Below are 20,344 nucleotides of genomic sequence, written 5' to 3'. Positions count from 1 at the left end.
GTCAGACCGCGCGGTAGCGGGACTCGCCGAAGCCGATGATCAGATACCCGATGTAGGGGAAGACGAAGAGCAGGAAGAACGAGAAGAGCCCGCCCTTGCCGAAGCGCTCACCCAGCTTGATCGCGACGATGATCCCGAAGATGAAACCGACGATCGGGATGAGGTAGAGCAGCGCGAGCCAGCCGGACATCCCGGCGATCTTGACGAGGAAGACGACGTTCACGATGGGGATGATCGCGAGGATGCCGGGGTAGCCGGCCTTCGTGAACACCTTCCACAGGCCGATGACGACGAGGACGTAGAAGACGAGGGCGATCAGGCCCGTCGTGCCGGAGAAGATCGATGCGTAGAGATCCGAGATGCCGTTGGAGTCCATGATGACCCTTTCGCTGGTCGAGCGGCTGTCGTGGCGATCCTACTGACCGATATGCCACCGGCGGAGGAGGCGACACCGCCCCCGTAGAATGGGCGGGTTCATCATTTCCCAGATCAGGAGGAATCCTCCGTGCTTCGCACCCACTCGGCAGGCTCACTGCGAGCCGAGCAAATCGGTCAGACCGTCACCCTCTCGGGTTGGGTCGATCGCCGTCGTGATCACGGAGGAGTCGCGTTCATCGATCTTCGGGACGCATCGGGCATCGCCCAGGTCGTCATCCGCGACGAAGAGGTGGCGCACCCGCTGCGCAACGAGTTCGTCCTCAAGGTCACCGGCGAGGTCTCGCGTCGCCCCGACGGCAACGCGAACCCGAACCTGCCGACCGGCGAGATCGAGCTCATCGCGACCGACGTCGAGGTGCTGAACGAGTCCGCTCCCCTGCCGTTCCAGGTGTCGACCGCTGTCGCCGACACCGAGACCGTCGGCGAAGAGGCCCGCCTCAAGTACCGGTATCTCGACCTGCGTCGCCCTGCCGCGGCATCCGCTCTGCGCCTGCGCTCGAACGTCTACAAGGCCGTCCGCGACGTGCTGCACGGCGAGGACTTCACCGAGGTCGAGACCCCGACCCTCACGCGCTCGACGCCCGAGGGCGCCCGCGACTTCGTGGTGCCCGCACGTCTGCACCCCGGTAGCTGGTATGCCCTGCCGCAGTCGCCGCAGCTGTTCAAGCAGCTGCTCATGGTCGGCGGCGTCGAGAAGTACTACCAGATCGCCCGCTGCTACCGCGACGAGGACTTCCGCGCCGACCGTCAGCCGGAGTTCACGCAGCTCGACATCGAGATGAGCTTCGTCGACCAGGAAGACCTCATCACGCTGATGGAGTCGCTCATCCAGGCGATGTGGAAGACCATCGGCGTCGAGGTCCAGACCCCGCTGCCGCGCCTGACCTATGCCGACGCCATGGCGAAGTATGGCTCCGACAAGCCCGACCTGCGCTTCGGGCTCGAGCTCGTCGAGGCGACCGAGTACTTCAAGGACACCCCGTTCCGCGTCTTCCAGGCCGAGTACGTGGGTGCCGTCGTCATGCCCGGTGGCGCGGGCCAGCCGCGCAAGCAGCTCGACGCGTGGCAGGACTGGGCCAAGCAGCGCGGCGCCCGCGGTCTCGCCTACGTCCTCTTCAACGAGGACGGCTCGCTGGGCGGCCCCGCAGCCAAGAACCTGTCCGAGGCCGAGCAGGCCGGCCTCGCCGAGTTCGTCGGCGCCTCTGCCGGTGACTGCGTGTTCTTCGCCGCCGGATCGACCAAGGAGAGTCGCGCTCTTCTCGGCGCCGCCCGCGTCGAGATCGGCCGCCGCCTCGGCTATCTGAATCCCGACGAGTTCGCGTTCACGTGGGTCGTCGACGCCCCGATGTTCGAGCCGGCCGCGGATGCCGTGGCATCCGGTGACGTCGCCGTCGGCGCCGGAGCGTGGACCGCCGTGCACCACGCGTTCACGGGGCCCAAGCCCGAGTTCCAGGACACGTTCGACACCGACCCCGGTTCGGCTCTCGCCTACGCCTACGACATCGTGTGCAACGGCTCGGAGCTCGGCGGCGGATCGATCCGCATCCACCGCGAAGACGTGCAGAAGCGCGTGTTCGAGGTCATGGGCATCAGCGACGAGGTCGCGCAGGAGCAGTTCGGATTCCTGCTCGACGCGTTCAAGTTCGGCGCACCGCCGCACGGTGGAATCGCGCTCGGCATGGACCGCGTGCTGCAGCACCTGGCGAAGACCGAGTCGATCCGCGACGTCATCGCCTTCCCGAAGTCGGGCAACGGCTTCGACCCGCTGACGGCGGCTCCGGCGCCCATCACGGCCGAGCAGCGCGCCGAGGCCGGCGTCGACTTCGAGCCCGAGGACGACGAGGCCTGACCCTCTCACGCAGAGGCCCTCTCCCGCTCAGGCAGGAGGGGGCCTCTTCGCGTACCCCGGTCGTTCGGCCGGAACGATGCGACGCGACTCGACCTCACCACGTTTCGTCTCGGGCGGCTCCGCCGGCCTCGCTCAACGACCGATCTGCGCGAGCGGCCGCCCCGCTCATCTCCCGTTCGCTGAGCGAAGACGACGAAGTCGACTGAGACGAAGCGTCGCGACCCGGCCTCGCTCAACGACCGATCTGCGCGAGCGCGGGAGCGATGTTCTCGTTCCACACGTCGACGCCGAGCTTGGCGATCAGGGCGACCACCACGACGAGGAACACGACGCGGATGAAGGTCGTGCCGCGTGAGATCGCCATGCGCGAGCCGAGATAACTGCCGGCGACATTCGCCACCGCGAGGATTCCGCCCAGCAGCCACAGCACGGCACCGTGTGGGATGAAGAGCAGCAGCGCGCCGGTGTTCGTGGCGAGGTTCACGATCTTCGCCTTCGCACTCGCCTGCAGGAAGTCATACCCCAGCAGTGCGACGAGCGAGATCACAAGGAACGTCCCGGTGCCCGGCCCGATGAGCCCGTCATAGAACCCGATCACGAGACCGGCGAGCCCCGCCATGATGTGGTGCTTGTGGCCCCTGAAGCGCAGCCGCGTCGCGGCGCCCATCTGCGGGCGGAACGCCGTGAAGAGGGCCACGACGAGCAGTGCGATCACGATGATCGGCTTGAATGCCGCGGCCGGCAGCACCGTGGCGACGGCGGCTCCGCCGAATGAGCCGACGAGCGCGATCACCGCCATCGGCAGCGCCGTGCGGATGTCGGGTTTCGCTCGGCGGTAGTAGGTGACGCTGCTCGTGGCCGTGCCGAAGACCGAGGCGAGCTTGTTGGTGGCGAGTGCCTGGATCGGTGAGATGCCGGGGATCAACAGCAGGGCGGGAAGCTGCAGCAGCCCTCCACCGCCTACGACGGCGTCGATCCAGCCGGCGGCGAAGGCCGCGATGACGATGAGGATCAGCGTGCCCCAGGTGAGCTGCTCGAGCCCGAGCACACTGCCGATGTCCATCCGTCCAGGATGTCAGACGGCGTGACGCCCCGAGCACCATCGCGGCCCGACCCGCCACACTGCGGACACCTCACGTTCACCGGGACCGCGATGATCGGCAACCCTCGGCTCATAGTGTCCTCTCGCAACCCGAATCCGGCTCACAACGCCGGACACCGAGAGGACCCTGATGACCAACTTCCACCGCCGCGCGCGCATCGGCGCCGGCATCGCCCTGTTCACCACCGCCGCGCTCGGCCTGACCGCCTGCGCCACCGGTGCTGAGACCCCCGCTGCCGGCAGCGACGACGTCGACGCCGCAGCCGCGACCTCTGTCGAGGACTTCGGATCGTTCGCGGATCTCGAAGAGGCGGCGAAGGCCGAAGGCCAGCTCAACGTCATCGCCCTTCCGCGCGACTGGGCCAACTACGGCGAGATCCTCGACCTCTTCGCCGAGAAGTACCCCGAGATCACGATCAACGAGGCATCGCCCGACGTGTCGAGCGCCGAAGAGATCCAGGCAGCGAAGACCAACGAGGGGCTCGACACCGCACCCGACGTGTTCGACCTCGGCCTCACGGTCGCGCTGCAGAACACCGACACGTTCGCGCCGTACCAGGTGCAGACGTGGGACGAGATCCCCGACGCGCTCAAGGAGCCGACCGGGCTCTTCGTCGGCGACTACGGCGGATACATGTCGATCGGCTACGACTCGTCGAAGTTCGACGCCCCCGAGTCGCTCGACGACCTGAAGGACGCCGCCTACAAGGGTGCCGTCGCCATCAACGGCGACCCGACGCAGGCCGGTGCGGCGTTCGCCGCTGTGGGCCTCGCCACGGTGCAGTCCGACGGCACGCTCGACGACTTCCAGCCGGGTATCGACTTCTTCTCAGAGCTCCAGAAGGCCGGAAACCTGCTCAAGGTCGACGTCACCACGGCGACCGTCGCGAGCGGCGAGACTCCCGTCGTCTTCGACTGGGACTACCTGAACGCCTCGCACACCGCCGACAACGAGGACTGGAAGGTCGTCGTGCTCGACGGCACCGGTTACGCCGGCTACTACAACCAGGCGATCAACAAGGATGCCCCGAACCCGGCAGCCGCACGCCTCTGGCAGGAGTTCCTCTACAGCGACGAGGTGCAGAACCTGTGGCTCAAGGGCGGTGCACGTCCGGCTCGTATGGAGGCCATGACCGAGGCCGGCACGATCGACGCCGACCTGGCCGCGGCTCTTCCTGAGGTCCCGAGCGAGACGGTCGTCCCGACCGAGGAGCAGTCGACGAACGCCGGCACGCTGCTCGGCGAGAAGTGGGCAGCGGCGGTCCAGTGACCACTGCCACCACGACGGGGGCGGATGCCACGGCATCCGCCCCCGTCCCCCTCGCTCCGGCCGGCGCCGGGCCCGTCGTCTCGGGGGCCCGGCGCTCGGCGCCGTCCGCGGCCTGGCTCGGTCTCGTGCCCTTCACCGCCTATGTGCTGCTCTTCCTCGCCGTTCCGACGATCCTCGCGATCGGCTCGGGCTTCTTCACGGAGGACGGCTCGTTCACCTGGTCGAACGTCTCGGCCCTCGGCGATCCCGTGGTCCTCACGACGTTCGCGAACTCGGGCGGGCTCTCGCTGCTGACAGCCCTGGTCGGCGCGATCCTCGGAGCCCTCGTCTGCTACGCCCTGCTCGGCATGAACCCCGACGGCGCCGTGCGCTCGACCGTGGATGCCGCGGCCGGCGTGCTGGCCCAGTTCGGTGGTGTGATGCTCGCGTTCGCCTTCATCGCGACGATCGGCATCCAGGGCGTCGTCACGCTCTTCCTCAAGGACGACCTCGGCGTCGACATCTTCGCGAACGGCACCTGGCTCTACGAGCTCCCCGGCCTGATCCTGCCGTACATCTACTTCCAGATCCCCCTCATGGTGATCACGTTCATGCCCGCCCTCGCCGCGCTCAAGCCGCAGTGGGCCGAGGCGAACCTCACGCTCGGCGGCACACGCTCGAGCTTCTGGCTGCGCATCGGCATCCCGGTGCTGGCGCCCTCGTTTCTCGCGAGCCTTCTGCTGCTGTTCGCGAACGCCTTCTCTTCCTACGCCACGGCCGCAGCACTCGCCAGCCAGGGCGCGCAGATCGTCCCGCTTCAGATCCGGGCCGCGCTCACCAGCGAGACCGTGCTCGGCCGCGAGAACCTGGCCGGCGCACTCGCGCTCGGCATGATCGTGATCGTCGGAGTCGTCATGGGCCTGTACTCGATCATCCAGCGACGAGCCGCGAGGTGGCAGTCATGAACCGTCTCGGCCCCTCTCTCGCGACCCGCTGGATCATCGGCATCGCCGTCGGCGCCTTCTTCGCCATCCCGCTGATCTCCACGTTCCTCTACACGCTGCGTCAGACCGACGGCACCCTCGGCCTCGAGCGCTGGTTCGCGCTGTTCGACCCTGCGAAGTCTGCGGCCATCAAGCCGATCTGGATGGGGCTCGGCAACTCGCTGATCCTGGCCGTGGTGACGGTCGCGATCGTGCTCCTCCTGCTCGCGCCGACGATGATCCTGGTCAACCTGCGCTTCGCGAAGCTCAAGCCGGTGTTCGAGTTCGCGGTGCTGCTGCCGATCTCGATTCCCGCGATCGTGCTGGTCGTCGGGCTCGCGCCGATCTACCTGCAGATCGGACGCGCTCTCGGCACGGGCACCTGGACGCTGGCCTTCGCCTACGGCATCACCGTGCTGCCGTTCGCGTATCGCTCGATCCAGGCCTCCATCGACGCCGCCGACCTGCGCACCCTCGCCGAGGCCGCCCGATCACTCGGTGCGAGCTGGCCGACCGTCGTTCTCACCGTGCTCGCGCCGAACCTGCGCCAGGGGCTGCTCGCGGCGTCGCTCATCTCGATCGCCGTCGTGCTCGGCGAGTTCACGATCGCGTCGCTCCTCAACCGCCAGGTGTTCCAGACGGCGATGGTCGTCGTCCAGAAGCAGGACCCGTACGCACCGGCCATCTTCACCCTGCTGGCGCTGCTGTTCGTCTTCCTCCTGCTCCTCCTCATCGGCCGCGTCGCGCGCGGCAACGGAAAGGCCCGCTCATGACCCTCCCCCAGACCGCCGACAACATGCTCCTCGCCGAGGCCGGCGAGGGCACGCGTGTGCAGCTGCAGAGCATCGTGAAGAGCTACTCGGGCAACACGGTGCTGCACGGAGTCGACCTCGACATCGCTCCCGGCGAGTTCGTCTCGCTGCTCGGTCCGTCGGGTTGCGGCAAGACCACGCTGCTGCGGGTGCTCGCGGGGCTCGAAGGTCTCGACAGCGGCGCGGTGCTTCTCGGCGGGAGCGACGTCTCCCGCGTCCCGACGAACAAGCGCGACATCGGCATGGTCTTCCAGTCCTATTCGCTGTTCCCGCATCTGCGCGTCGCGGAGAACACCGCGTTCGGGTTGCGCCGCCGTGGACTCGGCAAGGCAGAGGCCTCGAAGCGTGCTCTCGACGCCCTGGCCCTGGTGGGGCTCGCCGACTTCGCCGACCGCTTTCCGCACCAGCTCTCCGGTGGCCAGCAGCAGCGCGTGGCGCTGGCCCGTGCACTCGTGACCGAGCCGAAGGTGCTGCTGCTCGACGAGCCGCTGTCGGCCCTCGACGCGAAGGTGCGCGTGCAGCTGCGTGACGAGATCCGCCGCATCCAGCTGCGGCTCGGCATCACCACCGTCTTCGTGACGCACGACCAGGAGGAGGCGCTGGCGGTCTCCGACCGGATCGCCGTGATGAACGCAGGGACCATCGAGCAGATCGGCACCCCCGAGCAGCTGTACACGACGCCGTCGACCGCAGGTGTCGCCGCCTTCGTCGGTCTCTCGAGTGTCGTCTCGGGCGTCGCCGAGGGCGACCACGTCGTGGTGTGGGGACAGAAGCTGCCGCTGCGGGCTCCGGCCGACGGACCGGTCGACGTCTACCTGCGCCCGGAGAACGTGCACTTCGCGTCCGAGGCGGATGCCGCGACCGATGCGCTCGTGCAGGAGAGCACGTTCCTGGGCAGCATGCGCCGCACGCTCGTCCGCACCGAATCGGGCGAGCTGGTGCGTCTGCAGCACGCCCCCGGCATTCATCCGGCGTTCGGAGATCGTGTGCGGATCGCCGTCGCGCCCGAGCCCGTGGCCGTGCATCCGCGCGGCTGAATCGCGCTCTATCCGTGGGCCAGTACTCCGGGATACCGTGATCCCGAGGGGCGCCGCCCCTTCGACACGACAGAGAAAGGACGCCTCATGGCAGGCAAGTTCGAGCTGTACGCCGACCGCTCAGGTGGGTACAGGTTCCGCCTCAAAGCCGGAAACGGTGAAGTCATCGCGACCAGCGAAAGCTACACCACGAAGGCCGCCGCCAAGAAAGGGATCGAGTCGGTGAAGACCAACGCCCCGGGCGCAGAAGTCGTCGACGTCGACTGACTTCCGAGTTCACGCGTCACACACAGAGACCCCCTCCTGCTGTTTCCTCAGGAGGGGGTCTCTGTGTGTGAAGCGTCAGACGATCAGAGCACGCGGGCCAGGAAGTCCTGCGTGCGCGGATGCTGCGGGTTGGCGAGCACCTCGCGCGGGTCGCCCTCTTCGACGATGTGTCCGCCGTCCATGAAGATCAGTCGCGACCCGACCTCGCGGGCGAAGCCCATCTCGTGCGTGACGACGAGCATCGTCATTCCCTCATCCGCGAGTGAGCGCATCACCTGCAGCACCTCGCCGACGAGCTCCGGGTCGAGCGCCGACGTCGGCTCGTCGAACAGCATCATGTCGGGGTTCATGCACAGCGCGCGCGCGATGGCGACGCGCTGCTGCTGACCGCCCGAGAGGTGTCCGGGAAAGGCGTCAGCCTTCTCGGAGAGGCCGACGCGTCCGAGCATCTCCTTCGCGACCCGCTCAGCCTCGGCCTTCGACCGCTTCTTCACGCGCTGCTGCGCGATCATGAGGTTGCCCATCACGTCGAGGTGGGGGAAGAGGTTGAAGCTCTGGAACACCATGCCGATGCGCGTGCGCACGCGGTCGATGTCGACGTCGGGGTCGGTGATGTCGATGCCCTCGATGAGCACCTTGCCCCCGGTCGGCTCCTCGAGCAGGTTCACCGAGCGCAGCAGCGTCGACTTTCCGGAACCCGACGGGCCGATGATGCAGACGACCTCGCCAGCGGTGACGGTGAGGTCGATGCCCTTGAGCACCTCGTTGTCGCCGAAGCTCTTCACGAGCCCCTGCAGGTCGATCGCCGGCGCGTGGACGTCAATCAGATCGGTGATCATCGCTGCCTCGACATCCTTCGTTCCAGGTACGCGCTGAAGCGCGTGAGGGGGATCGTCACGATCAGGTAGAGCGCCGCCGCCATGATCAACGGCGTTCCGTTGGCGTTCTGCGTGCTCGCGTCACGCGCGAAGTTCGTGAGTTCCTTCGACCAGATGAAGGAGCCGGCGACGAAGAGCAGCGAGGTGTCCTTCAGCAGCAGCACGAACTCGTTGGTCAGCGGCGGGATGATGATGCGGAACCCCTGCGGCACCACGATCCAGAACGTCGTCTTCATGGGCGACATGCCGAGCGAGCGGGCGGCCTCGGTCTGCCCCTTCGGCACCGCCTGGATACCCGCCCGGATGGTCTCGGCCATGTAGGCGGACGCCACGAGGATCAGACCGATCAACCCGAGCACCACCGGTCCACCCAGCTTCGTTCCCGGCACGCCGAGTCCGATCGGCAGGATGAAGGCGATGGCGAAGATCGTGAGGATCGCGGGAAGCCCGCGGAACAGCTCGATCCACGCCGTCGCGATCCATCGGAAGGGCCCGATGCTCGACAGCTTCAGCAGCGCCAGCACGACGCCGAGCAGCAGGCCACCGGCGAACGCTACGGCCGTGAACCACAGCGTGTTCACGAGCGCCGTCGTGATGATGCCCGGGAGCATCTTCGCCGCGATCTCCGGATTGAAGTAGAGCTGCGCGATCCGCGCCCAGTCGGTGCTGACGATCAGCCAGACGGCGACCGCGATCAGCACCGCATAGACGGTGTACCGGTAGAGCTTGCTCTTCGTGGTGCGCCTCAACGCCATTGTCAAGGTCTCCCTGTCCTACGTCGCTCGCCGATTACTTCGCGGTGAAGTAGGTGTCGTAGATCGTCTGGTAGTCGCCGCTGTCGCGCAGATCCTGCAGCGCTCCGTCGATCGCCTCGCGCAGCGCGTCCTTCTCGTCTTTGGCGAACGCGAAGCCGTAGGACTCGCCGGTCTCGTACTCCTCGACGATCTTGTAGGCGCTGTCGGCCTTCTCGTGCTCGAGGTTCACCGGCTGGTCCTGCAGGATCGCGTCGATCTGACCGGCCTGCATGGCGGGCCACAGCTCGCCGTCGGACGGGTACTGCACGAGCTGCGCGCCCTCGGCGTTCTCGGTCGCGTACGCCTCACCGGTCGTGCCCTGCTGCACACCGACGTTCTTGCCCGAGAGGTCGTCGATCGACTCGATGCCCGAGTCGGTGCGCACGAGCAGCGACTGCAGCGACTCGTAGTACGGCTCGGAGAAGTCGATGTTCGCCTTGCGCTCGTCGGTGATGGTCATCGCCGAGGCGCCGACGTCGCACTGGCCTGCGGCGAGGGTCGTGCCCGACTGCAGAGCGTCGAATCCGACGTCCTGCACCGCGAGCTCGAGGTCGAGCTCCTTGGCGATCGCATCGAGCAGGTCGATGTCGAAGCCGGTGTACCCGGTGCCGTTGTCGCCGCCCTCGAACTCGAACGGAGCGTAGGGGATGTCGGAGCAGACCGTCAGCGTGCCCGCCTCGATGAGGCCGTACTCGTCGCCGGCCGCCGGCTCTCCCGAGCCTGCGTCTCCGCTGCCCGTCGCACAGCCGGCGAGGGCGAGAGTGGCGGTCGCGGCGAGCGCGATCCCGGCGATGATGTTGCGACGGCGCATGTCAGCTCCTGAACGACGAGGGTGTGAGTGCCCACGGACGGGTAGGAGAACATCTAAACATGCACCACCGGGCCCGACCGGTCGCCAGCCGCCTTCCGCGGATCACATTTGTGTTGCAAGTGTGACGGGATATGACATGGCCCGGGACCGGCGCGGCACCGATTGTTCACCTTGCCTGAGTATCCTCTGTGCCAACTCCCGGGCGGACGCGCTCGGGTCGCACAGGAGGATCGACCATGGCCAAGAAGAGCCCAGCCCACCGGAATGCCGAGGCAGCACTCGATGCCGCCAAGGATGCCGCGAAGGATGCGAAGAAGCTGATCAAGACCCTTCCGAAGAAGGCGGCCAAGAAGCTCAAGCCTCTCGTCGAGGACGCGAAGGACGCGGCGAACGCCTCGAAGAAGAAGATCGCCGACCGGCCCAAGAAGGTCGCGAAGTCGGCCACCGCCGCCACCGAGCGACTTCAGGAGGCCGCCGCGCGCCTGCAGGCGCCGAAGAAGGCCGACACGAAGAAGGGCGACAAGAAGAAGTCCGACAAGAAGGACGAGAAGAAGTCCGAGGCGAAGAAGTCGGTCGCTGAGAAAGCCGAGACGAAGAAGCCCGAGGGGAAGAAGCCCGGCGCGAAGAAGGGCGACGCGAAGAAGTCCGAGACGAAGAACACCTCGCCCTCGAAGAAGGCCGACGCCACGACGTCCGACGCTCCCTCGTCGCCCGCAGTGACGACCACCGAGGCGAAGACAGCCCCGGTCGCACAGAAGGCAGCGAAGCCGGCGACCGCAGTGACGCCATCGACGACGAAGGTCGCCCCTGCTCCCGCGGTCCCCTCCACGACCACGGCGACGGCTGCCGCTCGTCCGGCGAAGAGGACGGCCACCGCGAGGACCGCGACGCCGAAGTCCGCCGCACCGTCGTCAGCCCCGGAGTCCGAGCTGAGCGATCTCACTGTCGTCGAGCTCCGGGCCCGTGCTCGCGCCGAGGGCCGCACCGGATACTCGCGACTGTCGAAGGCCGCGCTGCTCGACCTCCTTGCGAACTGACGTGCAGGAGGCGCTCGACCGCGCTGCCGAGGCGCCACTCCCCCGCACGCTGATCGACATCCTCCGGGACACCACCGAGCAGTATCCCGACGCGTCAGCGGTCGAGGACGCCGACGGCGCGGTGAGCTACGCGGAACTGCTGGCGCAGGTGTGGCGCACGGCTGCCATGCTGCGAGAGCAGGGCGTGAGTCAGGGCGATCGCGTCGGCATCAGGATGACGTCGGGTCGCCGTGACCTCTACATCGCGATCCTCGGCGCGATGGCGGCCGGCGCGGCATACGTCCCGGTCGACGCGGACGACCCCCAGGAGCGGGCCGATCTCGTCTTCCGTGAGGCGCGCATCGTCGGCATGATCACCGATGCGGGATACCTCCCCGCGGACACCTCTGATGCGAGGCAGCTGTTCTCCAGCGCGGCACCCCACCCGAGCACGTCGGCGGTGCCCGTCGTCACCCCGCCCACCGTCGACGACGACGCCTGGATCATCTTCACCTCCGGCTCGACGGGGGTCCCCAAGGGCGTCGCCGTCTCACACCGTTCCGCAGCGGCCTTCGTCGACGCCGAGGCACGCCTGTTCCTGCAGGATGCCCCACTGGGCCCCGGCGACCGCGTGCTCGCGGGCCTCTCGGTCGCGTTCGACGCATCCTGCGAAGAGATGTGGCTCGCCTGGGGCCACGGCGCATGCCTCGTTCCGGCGCCGAGGGCGCTGGTCAGGTCGGGCGAGGATCTGGGCCCCTGGCTGCTCGGGCACGGGATCACCGTCGTCTCGACGGTTCCCACGCTCGCAGCCCTGTGGCCCCAGGATGCGATCGAGAACGTGCGCCTGCTGATCTTCGGAGGCGAGGCCTGCCCACCAGAACTGGTCGCCCGACTGGCATCCGATGGACGCGAGATCTGGAACACGTACGGCCCGACCGAGGCCACCGTCGTCGCCTGCGCCTCTCTCATGGACGGCACCGGCCCCGTGCGCATCGGCCTGCCTCTGGACGGCTGGTCGCTGGCCGTGGTCGACGCAGAAGGTCAGCGCGTCGCCGACGGCGAAGCGGGCGAGCTGATCATCGGCGGCGTCGGCCTCGCCCGCTACCTCGACCCGGTCAAGGACGCCGAGAAGTACGCCCCGATGCCGACGCTCGGCTGGGACCGCGCCTATCGCTCCGGCGACGTCGTGCGCGTCGAGCCCGAGGGCCTGATCTTCCAGGGCCGTGCCGACGACCAGGTCAAGATCGGCGGTCGCCGCATCGAGCTCGGCGAGGTCGAGGCGGCGCTGCAGGGGCTGAGCTCGGTCTCGGCGGCGACCGTGGTCGTGCAGAAGAGCGATGCCGGCATGCCGATCCTCGTCGGCTATGTGGTTCCCGACGACGGATTCGACCGGCAGGTGGCGCGCGGCGAGCTCGCCGAGATGCTGCCGGCTCCCCTGATCCCGCTGCTCGCGATCGTCGATGATCTGCCCGTACGCACGTCGGGCAAGGTCGACAAGGCGGCTCTTCCGTGGCCCCTCGATTCCGGCGACGCTGGCGAATCCTCGCTCTCCGGAACCGCCGCGTGGCTCGCCGAGCAGTGGTTCGCCGTGCTCGGCATCCGCCCGAGCGATGAGGACGCCGACTTCTTCCAGCTGGGCGGAGGCTCGCTCGCCGCCGCCCAGCTGGTCTCGCGCCTGCGCACCCGCGCACCCGAGTTCACGATGACCGACGTCTACGACCTGCCGAGACTGCGTCAGATGGCCGATGCCGTCGACGAAGAGGCCGACGATGAGGACACCGCGGAACGGGTCTTCAGCCAGCAGACACCCACACCGCGGCGGATGCAGTGGGTGCAGACCATCGCCGGGTTGCCGCTGTTCGTGTTCACCGGCATCCGCTGGCTGCTCTTCCTGCTCACCGCGAGCTGGATCCTGCGCCTGTCACCCGGATTCGAGTTCCTTCCCGCCGTCCCGGTGTGGACGATCATCGTCGGCCTGGTGGTCTTCGTGACCCCGCTGGGCAAGATGACGATCGCCGCGGTCGCCGCCCGCCTGCTGCTCGCGGGACTCCGGCCCGGCGACTACCCGCGGGGCGGCGGCGTGCACCTGCGCCTGTGGCTCGCCGAGCAGATCGCGCAGCAGGTCGACCCGGTGGGACTCGCAGGCGCGCCCTGGGTCGTGTACTACGCCAGGGCGCTCGGCGCGCGCATCCACAAGGACGTCGATCTGCACACGGTGCCCCCGATCACGGGCATGCTCGACATCGGGTCCGGCGCCTCGATCGAGCCCGAGGTCGACCTCACCGGGTACTGGATCGACGGCGACACCGTGCGCATCGGCGGCATCCGCATCGGCGCCGACTCGACGATCGGCGCACGAAGCACCCTCGCCCCCGGCACGAAGATCGGCCGCGGCGCCGAGATCGCACCCGGTTCAGCCGTGTTCGGCCGCGTGCGGTCGGGGCAGCGCTGGGCCGGATCCCCGGCGGCCCGCGTCGGCGGCGTCTCGAAGCCGTTCGCAGCCGGTCGCCCGCCGAGCCGCACCCGTTGGCTGTGGGCCTACGCCGCGTCCTCGGCGTTCCTCGGCATCCTGCCGGTCATCTCTCTGGCGACCGGGGCGTGGGTGGTGGCGCTCGGCATCCGAGGAGCAGACTCCCTCACTGCCACCGTTCCCGGCATCCTGGCGCTGCTCGTTCCTGCTGTGCTTCTCTCGGGCGTGGTCTTCGCCGCCCTCGTGCTGGTTCTCGTGCGCGTGCTCGGGGTGGGTCTCGGCGAAGGCGTGTACCCGGTGCGCTCTCGCGTCGCGTGGCAGGCGTGGACGACCGAACGCCTTCTCGATTCTGCTCGCACCTTCCTCTTCCCGCTGTACTCCAGCAGCTTCACCCCGTTCTGGCTGCGTGCCCTCGGCGCCGACGTCGGTCGCGATGTCGAGGCGTCGACCGTGCTGCTCATCCCGAAGCTCACGACGATCGCCGACGGCGCGTTCCTCGCCGACGACACCATGGTCGCGACCTACGAGCTGCAGGGCGGGTGGATGCGCCTGGGCACGGCGCGGATCGGCAAGCGCGCCTTCCTCGGCAACTCCGGCATGGCGGCCGGTGGGCACAATGTGCCCCGAGACGGCCTGGTGGCCGTGCTGTCCGTCGCGCCGCCCAAGGCGAAGGCCGGATCGTCGTGGTTGGGCTCGCCCGCCGCTCGACTGCGTCGTGTCGTCAACGACTCCGACCTCGAGCGCACCTACCGCCCCCGCACCGGTCTGCGGGTGGCGCGAGCGCTCTGGGAGCTGGGCCGCATCATCCCGGTGTTGGTGACGTGCACGATCGGACTGGCCGTGATGCTCACGCTCGCCGCCGTGGTCGAGGCGTGGGGGCTCGGATGGGCAGTCGTGCTCTCGAGCGCCGTCATGCTCGCCGCCGGCGCGATCGCCGCCCTCGTCACGACAGCGGCGAAATGGATCATCGTCGGGCCGATTCGCGCGGGAGAGCATCCGCTCTGGTCGAGCTTCGTCTGGCGCACCGAGGTGTCTGACACCTTCACCGAGATGGTCGCCGCCCCCTGGTTCGCGAACGCGGCATCCGGCACCCCCGCCCTCGCCATCTGGCTGCGCACGCTCGGAGCCAAGATCGGTCGAGGGGTGTGGACCGACAGCTACTGGCTGCCCGAACCGGATCTCGTGACGCTCGGCGACGGCGCCACGGTGAACCGCGGATGTGTGGTTCAGACGCATCTGTTCCATGATCGAGTGATGAGCATCGACGCAGTGACCCTGGAGAACGGTGCGACCCTCGGGCCGCACAGCGTGATACTCCCCGCGGCGACGATCGGGGCGGATGCGACGGTCGGCCCTGCGTCGCTCGTGATGCGCGGGGAGTTCGTGCCCGTGGGCAGCCGATGGAGCGGAAATCCCATCGGCCCCTGGCGCGCGGTCAAGGTGCGCTCCTACCAGGCGTCGGACGCATGAACGTCGACCCCTACACCCCGCACAGCGGCGATCGACGCTACGGGGTGCTGCACTACGACCTCGCCATCGACTATCGGGTGACCACGAATCGGCTCGCGGGCATCGCCACGATCCGGCTGCGGATGCAGGAGACGGCCAAGCACGTGTCCTTCGATCTCGTCGGGCTCAAGGCCACGAAGGTGCGGGTGAGCGGCGACCGAGCCGCCTCGTTCCGTCAGGACGACCGGCGACTCAAGGTGGCCTTCGGCGGCGAGCGCGAAAGCGGGCAGGAACTCACCGTCACGATCGAGTACTCGGGGGCCCCCTCGCCCCGACGCACCCGGTGGGGACTCCTCGGCTGGGAAGAGCTGGAAGACGGCGTGCTGGTCGCGTCGCAGCCCACGGGCGCCCCGACCTGGTTCCCCTGCAACGACATCCCGTCGGACAAGGCGACCTATCGTCTGGAGTTCACGGCCGACCCCGAGTACACCGTCGTGAGCGGCGGCGCAGCCACCCGGTCGACGCAGCGGGGTCGCACGCGCTGGACCTTCGACCAGCCGGTGCCGACGGCGACGTATCTGATGACCGTGCAGCTCGGTCAGTACGACGACGACAGGGTCGAGCTCGGCGCGACGCCGGGGCGCCTGTTCCACCCCCGGGCGCTCGCGCCCCGGGTGCGCTCCGACTTCGCCGCGCTGCCGCAGATGATGGAGACGTTCGTCGAGGCCTTCGGCCCGTACCCCTACGAGTCCTACAAGATCGTCGTCACCCCGGACGTCCTCGAGATCCCGCTCGAGGCGCAGGGCATGGCGATCTTCGGCGCGAACCACGTCGACGGGTCGGGTGGCAGCGAGCGGCTGATCGCGCACGAGCTCGCACACCAGTGGTTCGGCAACAGCGTCGGCGTCGCCCGCTGGCAGGACATCTGGCTGAATGAGGGATACGCGTGCTACTCGGAGTGGCTGTGGTCGGAGGCCGCGGGAGGCCCCACCGCCCATGCGAAGGCCCGGTCGCATCACGCCAGCCTCCGCATCCTCCCCCAGGATCTCGTGCTCTCGGATCCCGGCCCCACCGACATGTTCGACGACCGCGTGTACAAGCGCGGCGCACTCACCCTGCATGCTCTGCGTCTGACGATCGGCGATGAGCGGTTCTTCACTCTGACGCGGGAGTGGACGTCGCGCTTCGCCGGGCTCGCGGTGACGAGTGACGACTTCCTCGGGCTGGTCGACGAGATCGCCGACGGCCAGGCGCGCGCGCTTGTGCGGACCTGGATCGACGAGCTCCCGCTGCCCGCCCTTCCTGCTGCGCGGCCCCGGCGCTGACGCTGACGCCGCGCTGACGGTGACGCCGAGCTGACGGTGGAGGATCAGCCGACGGCGACGCTCAGCACGAATCCGGGGGGCCCGACGAGCGTCGCGATCTCCAAAGGACTCGCACGCCCGGGAAGCACTGCTGACCACGCGCACGGGTCCGCGTCATCGGCGCTCGGATGCAGGAGCACCTCCGACGGGTCGATCTCAAAGCCTCGACCATCCGCCTTCACGGCTGCTTCGATGCGCGTCCACGCCGCGAGATCGGGGGCGGCGCCGTCGGGGAACATCGACCCCATTCCGTGGAGGCGTCCGGCCGCCGCCTCATCCTCGACATCCACGCCCAGCAGGATGGACCCCGCTGTCGCCGCGACCACGACAAGATCCTCCGCGTGGCTCACGCTGAGCGACACGCTGGCCGAGCGCGGTCGGCCGTGGTCGGCTCCGCATCTGTCGCAGCGACTGGAGAGCAGGACCTCGTCGGAGCCTCGGATCCTGCGCACGAGCGCGCGGATCAGCGCCCTCCCCGCCAGGAAGCCCTGAGCGCGGCTGCCACTCAGCTGGCGGAGGCGGTCGACCTGCCCCTGCCCCATCGCGGCGGCATCGATCTCGGTGAACCCCCGCAGGTCCGAGGGCCGCGCCCACACGACGATCACGTCGTGCCAGATGATCTCGCCCATGACTCCGCCTGCTCCCGTCGGATCGGCAGCTGCGGTCCGGCGGCTCAGACCTCGAAGTCGACAGCCACGCGCGACGCGACCACCGAGCGCACGTATGCCACGACCTCTTCATGAGCGGGGTGCACCTGGTACTCCTCCAGGGCCTCGATGGAATCGACGTCCGCGACGAGCGTGACGTCCCAGTTCGCGTCCGGATATGCGATGTTCGCGCCCGCGGAGATCGAGCGAAGCTGCGGCACGACACCGTCGAGTGCGTTCAGCCTGCGGGCGACCTCGGAGGCCTGTTCGGAGCGCGTCGCGGGGTCCTCTGCGGCGAGCTTCCAGGTGACGACGTGACGGATCATCGCGCTTCCTTCTTCAGTGCGTCATGCTGCACAGCGGCTTCGAGAGCATCGCGCAGTCGGTCTGCCGACAGGCGCCAGTGCGCGTGCAGCTCTCCGTCGATGAGGACGACCGGGATCTTCTCCCACCACAGCTCGTAGAGCGCAGGGTCGTCCTTGATCGACGCCTCGACGATCTCGATCCGCTCGGCAGCCGCGTCGGGGAGTTCGGCGACGACGGAGTCGATGATCTCGGACGCGACGTCGCACAGGTGGCAGTCGGGCTTGCCGATGAGGGTCAGCGTGGTCACGCCGACGGCACCTCGACCTCGCGGCCCTGGGCGATCCACTCGCCCGTTCCGCCCTCGACGTTGGTCGCGTCGTACCCGCGGGATTCGAGCGCCTCGACGACGCGCGCCGACCGTCCGCCGGCCTGGCAGATGACGTCGAACGACTCCGCCGGGAGCTCTTCGAGTCGGTTGCCGATCTCGGACATCGGGATGTTGACCGCCCCGGGGACGTGTCCGGCGGCGTACTCATCGACCTCGCGGACATCGATGAGCGGAGTGTTCGAACGCTCGGCGAGTTCGGTGACGGTGATCGACTTCATGGCATGCTCCTGCGACGAGTGGGAAACCGGGGGGTAGAGACACAAAGCGCCCGTCCGGAGACAGGCGCTCGTGTCTGGTCGCTTACTTCTTGTTGCGACGCTGGTGGCGAGTCTTACGAAGCAGCTTGCGGTGCTTCTTCTTCGCCATGCGCTTGCGGCGCTTCTTGATGACAGAACCCACGGAAACCTCACTAAGTCAGTGGCTGGGTGTCGTCGGTGACGGACACCCGGGTACGGGCACGGAAAAAATGCCTCGGATCAGTCTAGCAAACAGTGAAGCTCTCGCTGCACGCGCCCACGGGACCGAGCGGAGAGCGTCAGCCGACGTCGGCTATCGGTCGCTGCAGAGCATCGGCCACCGCGGATTCCGGAACCCGGAAACTGCGACCGAAGCGAATGGCTGGCAGCTCCCCAGCGTGCACCATTCGATAGACGGTCATCTTCGACACGCGCATCAGTTCGGCGACCTCAGCCACCGTAAGGAACCGGACATCTGGAACCTCGGGCATCCCACGTACCCCTTTCTCGATTTGTGCACACTCTAGGGGGAATCTGGGACGCGTGTAAACCCATGTGGCCTGTGTGATCAGTGAGCATCGCCGACGGTGGCGAAGGCACGCACCGGGAACGTCCCGAATCCACGCACGGCCGGAGGAGCCGCCGTGAACCGCGCACCACGGGCGGGCACCTCGGACAGGCGGGTCAGGTGCTCGACCACATGGATGCCGGCGGCCAGCAGGATGCTGTGAGCCGGCCGCTCGCCGCCGCTCTCCGTGTCGTCGATGTTGAGCGAATCGATGCCGACGAGTGCGACCCCGGCATCGGCCAGGAACCGCGCTCCTTCTTCGGTGAGGAACGGTGCCCCGCGGCCGTACTCCGGAGTGCCGAAGTGCTCACTCCACCCGGTGTCGAGCAGCACCGCGGCGCCTCGGAGCTCACGGTCCGCGAGCGTCACAGCGTCGATCCCCCGGCGCTCGGCGCTCCACGCGTCGTGCAGATGGAAGACCTCGGCGCGTAGCCCGACGAGGGAGCAGAGCTCGAGCGAGGCCAGGTCCCCGCCGTCCTCATACCGGTGGAAGGGCGAGTCGAGGTAGGTGCCCGTGTTGCCGATCATCGTGATGATGTCCATCGCGAACTCCGTGCCCTGCGCGTACTTCGAGCGGGAGTCCTCGCGCGTGAGGTGCGGAGTGATCGTGGGGGCAGGGAGGCCGGGGTAGGTCACGAGCCCCGCTTCGATCGTGTGGCTGAGGTCGATGACCCGTGGTGACGGAGCGCTCCCCTCCACGCCTCGGCTGCCACGGTGCGCCTCTTCCACGATGCGGAGCCGCTGCAGCTCGACGGCGCTCACGAGAGTGAGCCCGAGATGCCGCACCAGCAGCGCTCCGATCGCATCGGAGTCGATGTCGGGACCGGGAAGGTCGAGACGGAAGCCTTCTCCCGTCATCCCCCCGCCATTGGCGAACGAGATCGTGAAGTCGAAGTGCGCTCGGTACGAGGGCGAAGCTGTCGTCATGCTCACATCATGGCAAGCGCGAGACACGGTCGGCGAGACCTGTTGGTTCTCGCCGTTCGCGCACTCCTGACTCGGCGCCCCTCACGAGCGGAGCATGCGGGTCACAGCGGAGACATAGGACGTGTGCCGCAACCGTTCAGACTGCACTGGGATGCTGAATGCACGACTCACGATGGCACCGTCCGAGTCGCGCGGGCTGGGGCCCGCGGCCACGCCCCCGAAGACAGACCCCCCGCTGTCAACGGGGGCGAAGTGCGTCCGGGGGCGTCAGCCGCCGAGGCGCTTGAGCGCGGTGGTGACGACGTGCCTCGCCGACGCGGCGGCACGACCGACGACCTCGGCCGCGTGCGCGGCTCCGTCGGGAAGCGGCAGTCCGGGGTAGTCGATGTCCGGCGCATCGTCGCCGTATGCGTCCATGAGGAACGGGACGAGCCAGTCGTCGACGACCTCCAGCGGCTCGACGGCGAGGCTGTAGAAGCGGCGCTGGCCGTCTTCGCGCACGCTGACCAGTTCAGCCTCGCGGAGCACCTTGAGGTGCTTCGAGACGGTGGGCTGGCTGATGCCGAGCTCGGCGACGATATGGCTCACGCTCGTGCCGGCGTCCCCTTCGGTGGTGCGTCGCAGGAGAAGCTGGAGGATGTCGCGCCTCGTACCGTCTGCGATCACGTCGAAGATGTCCGTCATGTGATCAGGGTAGTCGTCCCCGGCACGGAGTACCATGACGAAGGCTCGGCGATCGGCGTCGTGCAGCCG

The 20,344-nt window shown here is 68.2% G+C and carries 22 protein-coding genes; 9 read left to right on the top strand and 13 right to left on the bottom strand.

The annotated features are described in order from the left end of the window. Nucleotide 1: 1 nt before the first annotated feature. Nucleotides 2-376 carry a DUF5684 domain-containing protein gene (locus AC04ME_RS05140; RefSeq protein ID WP_042539011.1) on the bottom strand — a complete coding sequence of 125 codons (375 nt, stop codon included), beginning with the start codon at nucleotides 374-376 and terminating at the stop codon, nucleotides 2-4. A gap of 129 nt (nucleotides 377-505) precedes the next feature. Here AC04ME_RS05140 and aspS point away from each other — a divergent pair, with 129 nt between their 5' ends. Beyond that, nucleotides 506-2,287: an aspartate--tRNA ligase gene (gene aspS, locus AC04ME_RS05135; protein ID WP_475433856.1), complete on the top strand. Its 1,782-nt coding sequence runs from the start codon at nucleotides 506-508 to the stop codon at nucleotides 2,285-2,287. A 232-nt stretch (nucleotides 2,288-2,519) separates the two neighbouring features. Here the strand turns inward: aspS and AC04ME_RS05130 are convergent, their stop codons facing one another. After that, nucleotides 2,520-3,350 carry a sulfite exporter TauE/SafE family protein gene (locus AC04ME_RS05130; protein WP_042539007.1) on the bottom strand — a complete coding sequence of 277 codons (831 nt, stop codon included), beginning with the start codon at nucleotides 3,348-3,350 and terminating at the stop codon, nucleotides 2,520-2,522. A 169-nt stretch (nucleotides 3,351-3,519) separates the two neighbouring features. Here AC04ME_RS05130 and AC04ME_RS05125 point away from each other — a divergent pair, with 169 nt between their 5' ends. From AC04ME_RS05125 to AC04ME_RS05105, 5 genes are all read left to right on the top strand, one after another. Next, a complete protein-coding gene (locus tag AC04ME_RS05125; protein ID WP_079112313.1) occupies nucleotides 3,520-4,659 on the top strand; it encodes an ABC transporter substrate-binding protein in 1,140 nt (379 codons plus the stop codon). Then, entirely contained in the window at nucleotides 4,656-5,603 is a 948-nt protein-coding gene (locus AC04ME_RS05120; protein WP_311879753.1) for an ABC transporter permease, read from the top strand. Before AC04ME_RS05125 ends, AC04ME_RS05120 begins: the two co-directional genes overlap by 4 nt. Beyond that, nucleotides 5,600-6,394 (top strand): ABC transporter permease, encoded by a 795-nt coding sequence (locus AC04ME_RS05115; RefSeq protein ID WP_042539000.1) that lies wholly within the window; start codon nucleotides 5,600-5,602, stop codon nucleotides 6,392-6,394. Before AC04ME_RS05120 ends, AC04ME_RS05115 begins: the two co-directional genes overlap by 4 nt. Further along, nucleotides 6,391-7,470 carry an ABC transporter ATP-binding protein gene (locus tag AC04ME_RS05110; protein WP_475433853.1) on the top strand — a complete coding sequence of 360 codons (1,080 nt, stop codon included), beginning with the start codon at nucleotides 6,391-6,393 and terminating at the stop codon, nucleotides 7,468-7,470. The genes AC04ME_RS05115 and AC04ME_RS05110 overlap by 4 nt, the downstream gene beginning before the upstream one ends. An 87-nt stretch (nucleotides 7,471-7,557) precedes the next feature. Further along, nucleotides 7,558-7,737 (top strand): YegP family protein, encoded by a 180-nt coding sequence (locus tag AC04ME_RS05105; protein WP_475433851.1) that lies wholly within the window; start codon nucleotides 7,558-7,560, stop codon nucleotides 7,735-7,737. A gap of 83 nt (nucleotides 7,738-7,820) precedes the next feature. On the opposite strand, the gene AC04ME_RS05100 is transcribed toward AC04ME_RS05105, so the two are convergent. Genes AC04ME_RS05100 through AC04ME_RS05090 form a run of 3 tightly spaced genes read right to left on the bottom strand, consistent with a single transcriptional unit; the run spans nucleotide 7,821 to nucleotide 10,220 of the window. Further along, nucleotides 7,821-8,576 carry an amino acid ABC transporter ATP-binding protein gene (locus AC04ME_RS05100; protein ID WP_042538994.1) on the bottom strand — a complete coding sequence of 252 codons (756 nt, stop codon included), beginning with the start codon at nucleotides 8,574-8,576 and terminating at the stop codon, nucleotides 7,821-7,823. Continuing rightward, on the bottom strand, nucleotides 8,573-9,370 hold the full coding sequence (locus AC04ME_RS05095) for an amino acid ABC transporter permease (protein WP_079112312.1): 798 nt from the start codon (nucleotides 9,368-9,370) through the stop codon (nucleotides 8,573-8,575). The genes AC04ME_RS05100 and AC04ME_RS05095 overlap by 4 nt, the downstream gene beginning before the upstream one ends. Before the next feature lie 34 nt (nucleotides 9,371-9,404). Continuing rightward, entirely contained in the window at nucleotides 9,405-10,220 is an 816-nt protein-coding gene (locus tag AC04ME_RS05090; protein ID WP_042538989.1) for a basic amino acid ABC transporter substrate-binding protein, read from the bottom strand. 236 nt (nucleotides 10,221-10,456) lie between these two features. On the opposite strand from AC04ME_RS05090, the gene AC04ME_RS05085 reads away from it, so the two are divergent. Genes AC04ME_RS05085 through AC04ME_RS05075 form a run of 3 tightly spaced genes read left to right on the top strand, consistent with a single transcriptional unit; the run spans nucleotide 10,457 to nucleotide 16,480 of the window. After that, nucleotides 10,457-11,257 (top strand): hypothetical protein, encoded by an 801-nt coding sequence (locus tag AC04ME_RS05085; protein WP_475433848.1) that lies wholly within the window; start codon nucleotides 10,457-10,459, stop codon nucleotides 11,255-11,257. Continuing rightward, on the top strand, nucleotides 11,247-15,176 hold the full coding sequence (locus tag AC04ME_RS05080; protein ID WP_475433846.1) for a Pls/PosA family non-ribosomal peptide synthetase: 3,930 nt from the start codon (nucleotides 11,247-11,249) through the stop codon (nucleotides 15,174-15,176). Before AC04ME_RS05085 ends, AC04ME_RS05080 begins: the two co-directional genes overlap by 11 nt. Beyond that, nucleotides 15,173-16,480: a M1 family metallopeptidase gene (locus AC04ME_RS05075; RefSeq protein ID WP_079112309.1), complete on the top strand. Its 1,308-nt coding sequence runs from the start codon at nucleotides 15,173-15,175 to the stop codon at nucleotides 16,478-16,480. The genes AC04ME_RS05080 and AC04ME_RS05075 overlap by 4 nt, the downstream gene beginning before the upstream one ends. A 44-nt stretch (nucleotides 16,481-16,524) precedes the next feature. Here the strand turns inward: AC04ME_RS05075 and AC04ME_RS05070 are convergent, their stop codons facing one another. The 8 genes from AC04ME_RS05070 to AC04ME_RS05035 form a co-directional block, all read right to left on the bottom strand. Beyond that, entirely contained in the window at nucleotides 16,525-17,148 is a 624-nt protein-coding gene (locus AC04ME_RS05070) for a 4'-phosphopantetheinyl transferase family protein (protein ID WP_475433843.1), read from the bottom strand. Nucleotides 17,149-17,192: 44 nt separating this feature from the next. Continuing rightward, the gene (locus tag AC04ME_RS05065; RefSeq protein ID WP_042538983.1) at nucleotides 17,193-17,492 is read right to left on the bottom strand and encodes a Dabb family protein; all 300 of its coding nucleotides are present in this window, start codon (nucleotides 17,490-17,492) and stop codon (nucleotides 17,193-17,195) included. Continuing rightward, nucleotides 17,489-17,779: a glutaredoxin family protein gene (locus AC04ME_RS05060; protein ID WP_042538981.1), complete on the bottom strand. Its 291-nt coding sequence runs from the start codon at nucleotides 17,777-17,779 to the stop codon at nucleotides 17,489-17,491. The genes AC04ME_RS05065 and AC04ME_RS05060 overlap by 4 nt, the downstream gene beginning before the upstream one ends. Continuing rightward, complete coding sequence (locus AC04ME_RS05055) at nucleotides 17,776-18,078, bottom strand: rhodanese-like domain-containing protein (protein ID WP_042538979.1); 303 nt, start codon at nucleotides 18,076-18,078, stop codon at nucleotides 17,776-17,778. Before AC04ME_RS05055 ends, AC04ME_RS05060 begins: the two co-directional genes overlap by 4 nt. Nucleotides 18,079-18,160: 82 nt before the next feature. Then, on the bottom strand, nucleotides 18,161-18,259 hold the full coding sequence (locus AC04ME_RS05050) for a 30S ribosomal protein bS22 (RefSeq protein ID WP_003792170.1): 99 nt from the start codon (nucleotides 18,257-18,259) through the stop codon (nucleotides 18,161-18,163). A gap of 136 nt (nucleotides 18,260-18,395) precedes the next feature. Then, nucleotides 18,396-18,587, bottom strand: a complete 192-nt coding sequence (locus tag AC04ME_RS05045; RefSeq protein WP_042538977.1) for a helix-turn-helix domain-containing protein — start codon at nucleotides 18,585-18,587, stop codon at nucleotides 18,396-18,398. Between the two features lie 77 nt (nucleotides 18,588-18,664). Further along, on the bottom strand, nucleotides 18,665-19,591 hold the full coding sequence (locus AC04ME_RS05040; protein ID WP_475433839.1) for a cyclase family protein: 927 nt from the start codon (nucleotides 19,589-19,591) through the stop codon (nucleotides 18,665-18,667). A 267-nt stretch (nucleotides 19,592-19,858) separates the two neighbouring features. Further along, nucleotides 19,859-20,275, bottom strand: coding sequence for an ArsR/SmtB family transcription factor (locus AC04ME_RS05035; RefSeq protein ID WP_042539424.1), 417 nt, complete (start codon nucleotides 20,273-20,275; stop codon nucleotides 19,859-19,861). Nucleotides 20,276-20,344: the final 69 nt, after the last annotated feature.

The organism is Microbacterium sp. LjRoot205, assembly GCF_056175745.1.
Note: the sequence above shows the minus strand (reverse complement) of the source record. Positions and strands in the feature narration are given on the sequence as shown.